The sequence below is a fragment of the Hydrococcus rivularis NIES-593 genome (assembly GCF_001904635.1).
In the GTDB taxonomy this organism is placed as follows: domain Bacteria; phylum Cyanobacteriota; class Cyanobacteriia; order Cyanobacteriales; family Microcystaceae; genus Hydrococcus; species Hydrococcus rivularis.
Genome location: NZ_MRCB01000011.1, coordinates 33,813 through 46,796, shown reverse-complemented (window position 1 = coordinate 46,796; position 12,984 = coordinate 33,813). Strand labels below are relative to the sequence as shown.

The following is a 12,984-nucleotide window of genomic DNA, read 5'->3' as shown; positions in this document are numbered from 1 at the left end:
CATCAATTGCAATAATCTATCAAGCATGACTAATTTGTTACAAGGAGTCAGCGTCTTCCTCGTCGGCATTATGGGGACGGGGAAAACTACGGTAGGTCAAATTTTGGCACAACAATTAGGCTACCGTTTTTTTGATACGGATGTTTTAATCGAGCGCGTGGCGGGACAAACGATTAATGAGATTTTTGCGCGCCAAGGAGAAGAACGCTTCCGAGAACTAGAAACGCAGGTTCTAGCCGAATTATCTGCTTATACCAAAAGCGTCATCGCTACGGGTGGCGGAATCGTCATGCGTCCTATAAACTGGAGCTATCTTCATCATGGCTTGATCGTCTGGCTCGATGCTCCTGTAGAATTGCTTCAGAAACGCTTAGCAGAAGATACCACTCGACCCCTTCTGCAAGCCGCCGATCGCGCCGAGAAATTATCATCTTTACTTGAGATACGACGACCGCTGTATCAGCAAGCCGATCTACAGATCGCGATCGCCCAAAATCAAACCCCACAAGAAATTACTGCCAAACTAATCGAACAAATTCCTACAGTTCTCAAATCCAAAGCCACTCCTCTAGAGTGGCAGTAGGGATAAGGCATGCTTTGACCTCGTGTAATTATCGGTTAGAGATACTCCGCCGTCTCACGGCGAAGCCTCAACGGACGGTTTGAGTGGGCGAACTTCTTCGCCCACCGCGTCTTCCTCTAACTTCGTGAAAATGCGGGATTAATTGGTACAAATATACTATAATCGAGAAGAAAAGCATCGATCGCGAATTGAGGATTTTTCCCATGACTTACCACTTCGTTCTCAGCATCCATCCCCAGGCACAATACGACTGGGATAAATGTATCCTCAGACATCCCATTACTGGCGAACGCCCGGATTTCAATGAGATTATCGCCCAAGCCGTGGGAAATGAAGCGGGTTCTTATCTCATCCGTGTCAATATCGAAGTGCAAGTGTTAGAAAAAGCTGCCCTTGGGCAATCCGAGACAGTTTCTCTCAGTTCAACCAAAGGCACTAAAGCGATCGCCTCCGTAAAATCGCAAGAATTACTTGCATCCTAAAGATTTTCAATCAATGAGAGTTAGAACGTCGAGCATCGAACTAAGCAGACAATGATCAGATGCTAGCACTCTAGCAAGTGCCGCAATCCTAACTAAATTAAATCAGCTAAAATCGTCGTCACTTCTTTTTGATGGCGAAGGCGATTATCGTCATATCGAGTGAGGGTATTTAAATCGGCGTGTCGAGATAACTTCTGAACTTTACGAGTATCCCCACCCGTTGCGTCCAAAGCGGCGGTAATGGCACTATGTCTAATGCGGTGCGGACTGACGATCTTTTTGATTCCAGCCGCAGCAGCAGTATTTCTGACGATTTTATAGATAGCATTGCCGCTCATTCGATGTCCATTGGTGGCTCTATCTAAAGTACAAAATAACGGTTGGGAATTATTGACTTTGCCCCTCGCGGCTATCCAAGCTTGGATAGCTGCGATCGCTTGCGGACTGAGATCGATGGCTTCTTTTTGACTGTTGCCTTTCCCTTGAATCCAGAGTTTTCCCCCATCTGGATCGAAATCTTTCACATTAGCGAGTCTAATTTCATTGCGTCTGAGAGCATTATCCCAAAGTAGCCTGAGAATAGCGTAATCTCGCTTTCCTTTGAGGGTATTGGTATCGGGAAGCGAAATCATTGTTTTAAAACTCTCTGGTTCGATTCCCGTCGTATCTCGATAATTTTGCACCTTCAGTCCTTCTACATCCTCCAAACTGAAGTCGCATTTTCCGATTTTGCGAGCGTAGTTTACTAAACTTGCGATCGCGCAGAGTCGCACGTTAATTGTAGCTGGCGATAACCCTTTATTGACGAGCATCCCTTTGTATTTCAGCACCAGGGAAATGGCACTGAATCGATCTAGGCTTAAAAATTCTTGAACGAGATCGATTGTCGGTTCTCTTGTTTGGTCTCCTGTAATCGTTTGGAAAAAGTCGCGCAGGCTTTTAGCGTAGGTGCGGCGAGTATTGGGGGATTTTTTATCTGCTAGGAGTTCTTGAAGGATATCTCGTTCGACGAGAGATGCTAGAGAAGGAAGAGTAGAAGCTAGTTTTAGAGAGTCATTCATTCTAAACTTTTTCGACACACATACTATTAATGCTCAATTACCGAGCGCAAGCAATAAATAATGATGGAGCGATCGCCCAAGTCGTTCCAAACGAGTTCTGAAAATAACCGATAATAGTACTGTATAAATATCCATAAAAAAGATGCTAGCTATATTCGGCGAGCGGCATACGATGTTATCCCTTTCACTCTGGCGATATATTCTGGCATGGATTCCTATGGTGGTGCTAGCCATCATCAATGCCATGATTCGAGAGGCGACTTACGGGAGGTATGTCAGTGAGTTACGCGCCCATCAGATTTCGACTGCTACTGGCGTTTTATTGTTCGGTCTTTATATCTGGGGACTTATGTCTCTTTGGGGGATTGAGTCGCCCAAACAAGCGATCGCAGTTGGATTAATTTGGCTTGGGCTTACTGTTACCTTTGAATTCATCTTTGGTCGTTACGTGGTGGGACATTCATGGAATCAGCTTCTTGGCGACTACAACATCTTGGCAGGACGAGTCTGGATAGTAGTCCTCATCTGGATTGCCATTGCTCCACTGCTTTTTTACCGATTTCTAGAGTGATTTTCAAATAAACATGGTGATGAGTCACTAGCTCAAATCTTTTGAATAAAGCTTTTTGCAACTCGAAAACGTTTAGCTAGCTCCCTGATTAAGACAATAGTGGTACTCTATTCGTACTCGAATGCCTAACGCTCGAACTTCAGCGTCCGACAGTTCTCCATAACGGTGCGAACTACTTTAGTTTTATCGGGAGCGAGAAAGAACAACGTATTTTTGAAATAACGTGGGCTAGTTCCTTAGTGTTTTTCAAAGCTTTGATAGAAATCATCTACCTCACAAAATATTTCGGTAAGATCGAGACGAGATTTTAAGTTCATAGCTGAGACTTCAAGAGGTGCTAGTTCCAGCATAGGTCTCAGCTTCTTCTTTGCTCCAATTTTTCTCGTCGAACTGATACCAATTTAAACTGAAGAAGTAGCGGATGACTTAAACTGAGAAGCAACGTTGCTGGTGCTTCTCATGGTTGGGATGACTTCAATCGAAGTGAAAGAAAGTGCGGACGAGTTAGCCGTTCGATTACGTCAAGCGAAAACGCCAAAAGAGGAGGACACGGGTGCGCCGTTCGGAAGCAAGACCCCGCCAAGCGCGAGGCATTTAAGCAAACCTTGCTGACGACCTCGAACTGTTAAGTCAATTTGAGTGCCAAACCCAAAGCGACCCCCGACCGATTCGTTTTTTTGCTCAAGATGAGAGTCGATTTGGATTGAGAACCATAATGGGCAAAGTGATTACGGCTTGCGGGGTGAAGCCGATTGGAGAATGGCAGTGGCTATTCCAAGCATTTTGGCTTTATGGAGCTGTTGAACCTGCAACGGGAAACGCATTGTTCTTGCAGTTTTCGCATGTCGATAGCGACTGCTATCAGCGGTTCCTGGATGAATTTTCCCAACAGTTCCCGGACAGTCTCAACATTCTCCAGGTTGATAATGGACGGTTCCATACCAGCAAGGATTTGGAGATTCCAGAGAACGTCATCTTGTTTTTCCAACCGCCTTATTCACCGGAACTCAACCCGATTGAGCGACTGTGGCAACATCTTAAAGCAGACCTCAAATGGTCATCGTTCAAGGCCTTGGAGCAGCTACAGACCAAGCTCGATCGATTGCTCAATAATTTAACGTCTGAAGTGATTGCTTCCTTAACTGGATATGACTTTATCCTCGATGCTCTATCTGCTCTAGAAGCTATTTAAATTGGTATTACATTTATTAACAATAATTCGATCGATAACACAATTAAACCCGTAAACGAGTCTGAGGAGTTCATGAATCAGCTATCACGATCTTCTTCTCTCCCATCGATTTCTCGACGAACTGCCCTAAAACTGCTCGGCGTTGGCACTGTTGGAGGACTGGTAGGATATTCTCGCTTTTGGAAACCCCAGCCGTCGGTATTTATTCAAGATAGTTTGGCGCTACCGTACCGACTCGATTGCCAAAAAACCGTTGTTGTCGTTGGAGCAGGGTTAGCGGGACTAGCTTGTGCCTACGAACTGAGTCAGCGAGGCTTTGCCGTTACCTTGTTGGAGCGATCGCCCAATTTGGGTGGTAAAATCGCCAGTTGGAAAATTAAAGTAGGGGAAGAAGAGTTTATGATGGAACATGGCTTTCATGGCTTTTTCCCGCAGTACTACAACCTTAATAGCCTAGTTCAAGAACTAGAAATTAGCGACAATTTTAAATCGTTAGAATTTTATTCCCTAGTGTTTCGTCAGGGGCAATACGCTCCCGAAATTTTTCGTCCCAGTCACTCGGCTTTTCCTTGGAATATCGTTGACTTGGCGATTTCCTCTCCCAATCGATTTCGCTGGGGAATTAACCTAACCAAACCCTCTCACTGGCAGGTGTTTCGCGCGATTACAGGGTTCCAAATTCCCAAAAGCTTCAACCGCCTCGATAGTATTTCCGTAACTGACTGGGCACGGGGAGGCTTTCCTCAAGGATTGTACGATCTCTATTTTCTTCCCTTCGCCAAATCGAGCCTCAACGCGCCCGATGTATTGAGTACGGGAGAATTATTGCAGTTTTTCCACTTCTACTTTTTTGGCAATCCCGAAGGTTTGGCTTTTAACGGCACTAGAGACGATATGGGAACGAGTTTAGTACAACCCATTGCTCGTGCGATCGCGCGCAACGGCGGCAAGATTATGACCGAAGTAACCATCAGCGAAATTCACTGCCAAAATGGACAAATTGACTATTTAACCTATCAGACAGGAAACAGCTACACCGACGTTCCGTTTTGGGTAGAACGCAATCCCTTCCTCAAAGAGGAACGATTAGAATATTACGGAGCGGGCGATCGCGTTTTTGCCGTCAAACCAGGAAGCGATGAAGCGATTTCTCTCACTTGTACTCACCAGGGCTGTACGGTAGGGCGACAAGCCGATGGTAAGTTTCTCTGTCCCTGCCACGGCGCGTTGTATGACGAGCGAGGAAAAGTAGTGCGAGGTCCTGCCAAACGAGACTTACCGCGTTTTAATATCCTTCAACGGCAAGGCGAGTCGGTGCAGTTAGTCGCTGCGTCGCCAATTTTGTCTCCAATTGGAGACAAAATTCAGGCAGATTATTACGTTATCGCCACAGACGTTCCTGGGGTACAGCACTTATTTGGACTAATGACGGGCGAGGTCAATTCAACGGTTAAAGCGCGGGTAGAAAAATTAGCGATCGCCGATCCCTTTGCCATAGGTCGTTTCTGGTTCGATCGCGATTTTGATTGGGAACACAGCAACTTTACCTCCCTTTCCGGTTACCAACTTACCGACAGTATCACCCTCTATCACCGCATTCAGGAGCAATTTATCGACTGGGCAAAGCGTACTGGCGGCAGCGTAGTCGAGTTACATGCTTACTGTTACAAAGAAAAAGACTTTCCCACTCAAGAAGTCCTGTTAGAAACCTTCGAGCAGGAATTGTACGAAATTGTGCCAGAACTCGCACAAGCAACCGTTCTCCATCGAGAATTGGTCAATCAGAAGAATTTTTCTGGCTATCCGCCCAATAGCTACTGCGATCGCCCCCAAACCAGCACCGAAATTCCCAATTTAATGCTTGCCGGAGATTGGGTAAAAATGCCTTTTCCCTGCGGATTAATGGAGAGAGCCGTTAGTAGCGGTTTGCTTGCGGCTAATGAAATTCTTCAGCGAGAAGGGGTACACAGAAGAACGATCTTTTCGGTCAATCCTGAAGGACTGTTGAAAATTTAACCATCGATCGGTCAAAGTAAAGGCGTTGCCGATCTAGCAACGCCCGAAAATTTCTAGCTACAACCTAGTTAGTCTTTCTTTGCCTTAGCTTTTCCTTGGGTTTTTCTACGGAAAAATGCGCCAAATCCTACTGCCATCCCTGCACCAGCGATGGTTAGGGGTTCGGGAACGGCGGCAAAAGATGCGGAGTAGCTAGTCTGAAGACCGCCATTAGCAAGGAGTCCGGGAAGATCGTCTACCGTGCCAGTAAATTGAGAAGTAAAAATTCCTCTTCCGATCAAGGTTGTTCCCGAGCTACCCTTAAACACGCCATCAAAAGAGTACTGAACGAATGTAGTTGGCTGACCGCCAGGGGTTGGACGTGCTACAAATTCAGGCGCATTGATGGAAGCTAGCGTAAAAGTCTCTCCGTTGGCTAAAGATACGAAATCGTCCAACGGTAAAACAGTCCCTTGAGGGTTGAGAGGCGCTGGCGCCAGGGTCAGATCCTTAATCGTAGCCTCAGTGCCGCTAAGCCCGGAATAAATTCCTCTGCCTGTCAGAACGCGAGTTTGATTAAAACTAAACGTAACATTGTCGTCTTCAGTACCCGCTTTTCCATCCGCACCAAGACTACCAGTAACATTGACTCCACCGCCGAGATCGAAGCCACCTAGATCGGTGCTAAAAGTAGCAGCTTCGGCAGAATTAACAGATAGCGCTAGTCCGGCTGCGGCTAGCGGAGCCACTAAAGCAGCTTTGAGCAATTTTGTTTCCATTCTCTTTACCTCACCTTGGCTAGGTTACTCTGGATAGACTAATCTAACTTTAATCGAGAGTCAACGGTTAGCGATCGCCAGCAGAAATAATTGGCTGGCAATCGCCAGTTTAACCAATGATTTTGACCCATAATCGACTAAAGCAAGATAAGTCGTGTTTTTTTTACCAATCTGGAACGATTGTCCAGTTTGTCCTGAATTTAATACAACTTCCATGGGGAAGATTCCTGAAAAAACTGGGTTAGCTTTCTCTAAGCTAGGCTATAGTTGGAGCGCTAAGCTATGATTTTCGCTCTAGTTAGCCATCTCGAAATATCCCATCGCAACGACGATACATGCCCCTCTCCCGCCTGCTGATTTGGATTCTCGGTCTGAGCGTCATCTTCGGACTAATGATCTGGTTAGTCCATTCGATTTATCGGCTTTACCTGACTATTAGCTGGACGGCTCCTTTGCTGGCCAATTTGTTACTGTTATTACTCGTCGCGTTGTTGGGGCTATTAATTGCTGCTTTTGTTTATTACTTTCAACTCTATCCGGCTAAAAAGTCTCGCCAAAAGGCACAGCAGCGCCGCCTAGTCACCAAACTGCCCGAACAAAAAACCGAAGCGGCAGAGGAAGCCCTCAAAGCACTCAGAAAACAAGTCAAACAAGTGCAGGATAGGGTAGCGCAGCAGGCACTATTGAGCCGTTCTCGCGAAATCGAGGCAAATTTGGCGCGAGGAGAACTGCAAGTCGTCGTCTTCGGGACGGGTTCGGCGGGAAAAACTTCCCTAGTCAATGCTATTATCGGACAGATGGTGGGCAACGTTGAAGCGACAATGGGGACGACGCAAGTCGGAGAAACCTATCGCCTCAAATTGCGGGGCTTAGAGCGAGAAATTCTGATTACCGATACCCCCGGAATTCTAGAACCGGGCATTGCCGGGACGCAACGGGAACAGTTGGCGCGTCAGTTGGCAACCCAAGCCGATTTGCTGTTGTTCGTGGTAGATAATGACTTGCGGCAGTCGGAATACGAACCCTTGCAAACTTTAGCAGAAATTGGCAAGCGATCGCTGCTCGTTTTCAACAAAACCGATCTCTATACCGATGAGGAACGAGAAATAATTTTAACCAAGTTGAGGGCGAGGGTAAGAGATTTTATTAAAGCTGCCGACGTGGTTGCGATCGCGGCTAATCCTCAGCCTTTTCAATTAGAAAGCGGTGCCATTGTCGAACCCGAACCGGAAATTATTCCTTTAATCAAACGCTTAGCCGCCGTTTTGCGAGCAGAAGGAGAAGATTTAATTGCCGATAATATTTTATTGCAATCTCAACGTTTGGGTGAAGAAGCTCGCCAAATTATCGATCGCCAGCGACGACAACAAGCCGATAAAATTATCGAACGCTATCAATGGATAGGCGCGGGCGTTATTGCCGTAACTCCTTTGCCTGTAGTCGATATGCTGGCAACGGCAGCAGTCAATGCCCAAATGGTCGTCGAAATCGGTCGCGTTTACGGTTGCGAACTCAATAGCGATCGCGGTAAGGAATTAGCCCTATCTTTAGGCAAAACTTTGGTCAGTTTGGGCGTAGTCAAAGGGGCAGTCGAATTATTAGCCAGAGCGCTTCAATTTCAGATCGCCACTTATTTAGTTGGCAAAGTCATTCAAGGTGTAACGGCTGCCTATTTAACTCGCATTGCCGGGAAAAGTTTCGTAGAATATTTCCGTCACGATCAAGATTGGGGAGATGGCGGTATCACTGAAGTCGTGCAGCGACAGTTTCAATTAAATCGTAGGGATGAGTTTGTTAAAGCATTCGTCAAAGACGCGATCGCGAAAGTCGTTAAACCGATAACACAAACCCTAGAAACAGAAAGGGAAGAAGAATTAGTAGAACTTAGCGAAGATGATTGGCGATCTTGACTTACTCTAGCTGTGGAGGGGCGCTTGTAGAGAAAACTCAGCAATAATCGGTCAATGAGCGGTGGGAGCGTCAAGAAAGGTTTTTTAGATAGTGCAGGAAAGCAGCTAATCTAGATAAGGGTTAGCAATTGAGGATAATAAGAGTGGCTTTTAAGATAGGTTTGCTGGGATTAGGAACGGTAGGAACGGGAACGGCAGAAATCATCCTCAATCCTGCTGGGCGGCATTCCCTGCTCAAAGAGATAGCAATTCATCGGGTAGGGGTGCGATCGCTCGATAAACCGAGAGGCATACAATTGCCCCCCCAAGCAATGACGACGGATTTAGAGGCAATCGTTACCGATCCCGAAATCGATATCGTCGTGGAATTGCTCGGAGGATTAGAACCTGCGCGATCGCTGATTCTCAAAGCCATCTCCGCCGGCAAGCACGTCGTCACTGCTAACAAAGCCGCGATCGCTCGCTACGGCGATGAAATCTATAGTGCCGCTAACGCGGCAGGCGTTTATGTCTTACTAGAAGCGGCTGTTGGCGGCGGCATTCCCGTCATCAAACCCCTCAAGCAATCTCTGGGGGCAAATCGCATCGCTAGCATTATCGGCATTGTCAACGGGACGACGAATTACATTCTCACCCAGATGACCACAGCGGGGGCTGATTTTGATGAAGTCCTTGCTGAGGCGCAAAAATTAGGCTATGCCGAAGCCGATCCTACCGCTGATGTGGATGGCTTAGATGCCGCCGATAAAATCGCCATTCTTGCTTCTCTAGGATTTGGCGGACGGGTTAAACGAGAAAATGTCTACTGCGAAGGCATCCGTCAAGTCAGCGCCGTTGATATTAATTATGCTGATAAATTGGGGTTTGTGATTAAATTACTGGCGATCGCCAAGGGATCTGGCGGCTACGAATCCGATACCTTGCAATTGCGAGTTCATCCTACCCTCATTCCCAAAACTCATCCCCTAGCCAGCATTAATGGAGTCTTCAACGCCATTCTCGTCGAGGGCGATCCCCTCGGACAAGTGATGTTTTTCGGTCCCGGTGCGGGAGCCGGTCCTACTGCGAGTGCCGTCGTATCCGATATTATGAACATTGTCGGCATCCTCAAAAGTAGTGGCAAAACCCAATTCCTCGATCCCCTATTAACCTGTACCCACCAACACTATTGCACCATTACCCCCATTGAAGAGTTAGAAACTCGTTTTTATGCCCGTTTCCTATGCCGGGATATTCCTGGGGTAATCGGTCATTTAGGAACCTGTTTTGGCAACCATCAAGTCAGCTTGGAGTCAGTGGTTCAAATCGGTTTCCAAGGCGAGTTAGCAGAAATTGTCGTCGTGACTCACGACGTTCGCGAGGGGAACTTCCGTCAGGCATTGCAAGAAATTGGCTGTTTGGAGGCAATTAAAACCATTCCTAGCATTCTCAGAGTGTTGTAGCATCTCTAATAACCGATTGCTAATTATTATTTGACCGAGCGCATGTTTTCTTGGCTATTTTCCCTCGCTACGGCAACTCTAATTAATCCGGCAATAATCCTCCAGACGAAACACCCCGAACTGGCGATCGTTGCTCAATCTCCAGGCGAAACCGAACAAAATCCTCGAGGAATATCCTGTCAGCCGCCTGTTCTCTCGCGCTTGCAGCGTCACAAAATTGCTCCAGGCGAAACCACAACCACTATCGCCCAAAAATATAATTTACTGCCAGAAACGCTGATTCGACTCAATCCCATTTTGCAGGGAGGTTCCGCGCCTGTGGGAAGAGAAATTCTCATTCCTCCTATGAACGGCGTTCGCTTAGAAGTTCCAGCTGGGGCAACCTGGAAAGACCTAGAAAATGCCTATGGAGTACGCGCAGATGTTTTATTTGAACTTAACGGCTGTCAAAAAACTCCTAAAGTCGTTTTTATTCCTGGAGTAAATTGGGCTGCCAGAGACAATGCTAGGAGGAACTACACGGGACTAAAATATTATCCCCTCCCTCAAAATGCTCGCATCGGATTGCCCTACGGCTGGCAAAAAGAGGCTGCCGACGGAGGAAAAATGATGTTTCATAGCGGCGTCGATTTCCTAGCCGAATCGGGAACGCCAGTATTGGCAGCAGATGAGGGAATTGTTGCTTTTGTGGGAGAGGAAGGTTCCTACGGATACTTAATCGTTATCTCGCACGGAGAAGAATGGCAAACCCGCTATGCCCATCTAGATAAGGTTCGGGTCAAAATCGGTCAGCCGGTTAAGGCAGGAGATGTCATTGGAACGGTTGGGACGACTGGGAAACCGGATATAAAAGCGCCTCATTTACATTTTGAAATTCGTTACAAATCGCCTGCGGGTTGGGTAGCGCAAGATCCGAAACTACATCTGCCAGCAGGAACTAGGGAGTAATGAAAAAGATCGCCCTCACCCCCAACCCCTCTCCCTATTTGGGAGAGGGGAAAAGAATGTCGATCGCGAAAACCTGAAAATTGTTATAAGTCAATTCGAGCAGCGATCGCGCACAAATCACTCATCCGCCGGGACAAACATTTGCGTCTCTGGCACGTATTTCCAGGCGATTCCTTCTGGATCTTTGCTTTGACTCCATTCTGGAAAATCGGGACTAGATTTGCGCCTTGCTACCGTGCTGGCATTGATATCGAGACGTTTGGCAAGATCGGCTTGAATCAGGGCTAGTCGCGATTCCTCCCGTTTGGGTGCGCCACTTTCTTCTATTGTCGCTGGTTCGGCAGCAGGTTCTTTCTCAGCAACCGAAGCAGACTCGATCGCTGCTTGCGCTTGAGTGGTAATTTCTTCTGCTGGCGGCTGAGTTGCTTCTTTTTCTTTTTGGTTGGCTAGTTGAGCGATCGCGCTAAAAGAGGGTTTTTCGGGCGCGCTAATTAATTGAGAAGTTGTTTTTCTCGATGCTAACGGTTCTTCCTCTTCCTCGTCTGAGATCGTGTCGCTATCATCAAAAATACTTCCCAACGCACTAACGGTAAGAAAGTAATATACCGTACCTTTCTCTTTGTAGTCTTTGCGTTGAGCGCCGTATTCCTCTGCTTTTCTTTCTAAAAAACGTTTAGCTGCTCTTCCAGTTAAATTAGCTTTTAGGGACAAGTCCATTACCGTCAAAGCTCCCTGATTTTCTTTAATCAGTTGAGTAAAGAAGGGATTGACTTGCTTGCACCATTGTTGCCATTGGTAATTGTCCCAAATTTTTAAACCGATGCTTAAGGCTATGAGTAACAACAGTAATGGCCAGGCAGTAAAGATTACTACTAGCGCCACCGCAATGGGAAGAATCAGGACAAGAACGCCCGCCGTACCATTTTCTAATACTTTTCCAGTCATATTTTCTGGTTGCTCTTATCGTTAAATGGCAACTCTTATGCAATTGAGAATTGCCAATCGCGTCGTAAATAAAAATTCTATATCAATAGTTTAGGGTGTCTTGTGCAAGCTAGGTAACTCTAATCGTTTAAACATTGCTTCTCTTGCTCGCCATGCGAGCGAATCATCAAGTTTTGTTAAGACCATCTCGGTTTGATACTTCTGCCGCAGGGCGGTTTGAATCAACCAGTCTGCAATGAAAGGATTTTTTGGCAGAAGAGGTCCGTGAGAATAAGTTGCGATCGCGTTGCGATAAAATGCTCCTTCTTTGCCATCTTCCCCATTGTTGCCATAGCCTTTGATGACCTTGCCCAACGGGGCGATATTGCCCAAATAAGTTCGACCGCCGTGATTTTCAAAGCCAATGACAATCGGCGGTTCTCCTAGCATTGCTCTTAAATCTTGCGCCAGGGGAGAGGCAGTGATTTCAAAGACGACATTACCGATGCAGCGTTTCGCCTGGGGACCGGGATGTTTGCTAACGAAATCGAGCAATCCTAACCCTTCAATTCTTTGCCCAAACGCAGGTTCGTAGTAATGGCCGAGGAGTTGGGGAGAACCGCAGGTGAACGCTCCCGGCGTGCCCGATTCGAGTTTATCGCGCAGCGCTTCGGCTTTTGCCCCTTTTAAGTCGCGCATGACGATTTCTTGCTGTCGGTCTTGTGCGCCGCCACCGACGATAAGATCGACTTGGTAGAATGCAGTTGCTTGAGTTTGTTGGTCTAGCGGAACGATCGATACCTCAATCCCGCGCCACTGACAGCGGCGTTCTATGCAGATAACGTTCCCGCGATCGCCGTAGGTACTCATAAGAGTTGGATAGAGCCAGCCAATTTTTAGTTCCATTTCTATCGTTTAGGAGTTTGCCCAAAATTTTCCAATAGATGGAGGAATATTCTACATCATCCAATCCTATTGGCTGATTTGCTTATGATGACGGAACCGATCCTTATTCTAGTTTCCGCGATCGGGTAAATTTTAATTCGGTTGCAAGAGAGCTATTCATCCTAAGTTTTCTCGCTAAACTTTTAAGCTCA

The 12,984-nt window shown here is 46.7% G+C and carries 13 protein-coding genes; 8 read left to right on the top strand and 5 right to left on the bottom strand.

The annotated features are described in order from the left end of the window. Positions 1-25: 25 nt before the first annotated feature. Both NIES593_RS11030 and NIES593_RS11025 read left to right on the top strand, forming a co-directional pair. Complete coding sequence (locus NIES593_RS11030) at positions 26-583, top strand: shikimate kinase (RefSeq protein ID WP_073599623.1); 558 nt, start codon at positions 26-28, stop codon at positions 581-583. Between the two features lie 203 nt (positions 584-786). Beyond that, positions 787-1,065, top strand: a complete 279-nt coding sequence (locus NIES593_RS11025) for a hypothetical protein (RefSeq protein ID WP_073599622.1) — start codon at positions 787-789, stop codon at positions 1,063-1,065. Between the two features lie 92 nt (positions 1,066-1,157). Here NIES593_RS11025 and NIES593_RS11020 read toward each other — a convergent pair whose 3' ends face one another. Further along, on the bottom strand, positions 1,158-2,126 hold the full coding sequence (locus tag NIES593_RS11020; RefSeq protein ID WP_073599621.1) for a tyrosine-type recombinase/integrase: 969 nt from the start codon (positions 2,124-2,126) through the stop codon (positions 1,158-1,160). A gap of 142 nt (positions 2,127-2,268) precedes the next feature. On the opposite strand from NIES593_RS11020, the gene NIES593_RS11015 reads away from it, so the two are divergent. The 3 genes from NIES593_RS11015 (at position 2,269) to NIES593_RS11005 (ending at position 5,905) form a co-directional block, all read left to right on the top strand. Continuing rightward, positions 2,269-2,697 (top strand): hypothetical protein, encoded by a 429-nt coding sequence (locus NIES593_RS11015; protein ID WP_217651878.1) that lies wholly within the window; start codon positions 2,269-2,271, stop codon positions 2,695-2,697. 622 nt (positions 2,698-3,319) lie between these two features. After that, positions 3,320-3,889 (top strand): IS630 family transposase, encoded by a 570-nt coding sequence (locus NIES593_RS11010; RefSeq protein ID WP_073599620.1) that lies wholly within the window; start codon positions 3,320-3,322, stop codon positions 3,887-3,889. Between the two features lie 72 nt (positions 3,890-3,961). After that, positions 3,962-5,905 (top strand): FAD-dependent oxidoreductase, encoded by a 1,944-nt coding sequence (locus tag NIES593_RS11005; protein ID WP_073599619.1) that lies wholly within the window; start codon positions 3,962-3,964, stop codon positions 5,903-5,905. A 68-nt stretch (positions 5,906-5,973) separates the two neighbouring features. On the opposite strand, the gene NIES593_RS11000 is transcribed toward NIES593_RS11005, so the two are convergent. Both NIES593_RS11000 and NIES593_RS24105 read right to left on the bottom strand, forming a co-directional pair. After that, the gene (locus NIES593_RS11000) at positions 5,974-6,663 is read right to left on the bottom strand and encodes a PEP-CTERM sorting domain-containing protein (protein ID WP_015144041.1); all 690 of its coding nucleotides are present in this window, start codon (positions 6,661-6,663) and stop codon (positions 5,974-5,976) included. Positions 6,664-6,723: 60 nt separating this feature from the next. Then, on the bottom strand, positions 6,724-6,879 hold the full coding sequence (locus NIES593_RS24105) for a hypothetical protein (protein ID WP_175561107.1): 156 nt from the start codon (positions 6,877-6,879) through the stop codon (positions 6,724-6,726). A gap of 119 nt (positions 6,880-6,998) precedes the next feature. Between NIES593_RS24105 and NIES593_RS10995 the strand changes: the two genes are divergently transcribed. The 3 genes from NIES593_RS10995 (at position 6,999) to NIES593_RS10985 (ending at position 10,963) form a co-directional block, all read left to right on the top strand. Beyond that, positions 6,999-8,573: a YcjF family protein gene (locus tag NIES593_RS10995; protein ID WP_073599618.1), complete on the top strand. Its 1,575-nt coding sequence runs from the start codon at positions 6,999-7,001 to the stop codon at positions 8,571-8,573. A 143-nt stretch (positions 8,574-8,716) separates the two neighbouring features. Then, positions 8,717-10,015 (top strand): homoserine dehydrogenase, encoded by a 1,299-nt coding sequence (locus NIES593_RS10990; protein WP_073599617.1) that lies wholly within the window; start codon positions 8,717-8,719, stop codon positions 10,013-10,015. Between the two features lie 42 nt (positions 10,016-10,057). Next, positions 10,058-10,963 carry a M23 family metallopeptidase gene (locus NIES593_RS10985; protein WP_073599616.1) on the top strand — a complete coding sequence of 302 codons (906 nt, stop codon included), beginning with the start codon at positions 10,058-10,060 and terminating at the stop codon, positions 10,961-10,963. Positions 10,964-11,080: 117 nt separating this feature from the next. Here the strand turns inward: NIES593_RS10985 and NIES593_RS10980 are convergent, their stop codons facing one another. Together NIES593_RS10980 and NIES593_RS10975 are read right to left on the bottom strand one after the other, a co-directional pair. Then, positions 11,081-11,908: a hypothetical protein gene (locus NIES593_RS10980; protein ID WP_073599615.1), complete on the bottom strand. Its 828-nt coding sequence runs from the start codon at positions 11,906-11,908 to the stop codon at positions 11,081-11,083. A gap of 90 nt (positions 11,909-11,998) precedes the next feature. After that, positions 11,999-12,793 (bottom strand): type 1 glutamine amidotransferase, encoded by a 795-nt coding sequence (locus NIES593_RS10975; protein ID WP_073599614.1) that lies wholly within the window; start codon positions 12,791-12,793, stop codon positions 11,999-12,001. Positions 12,794-12,984 lie beyond the last annotated feature (191 nt).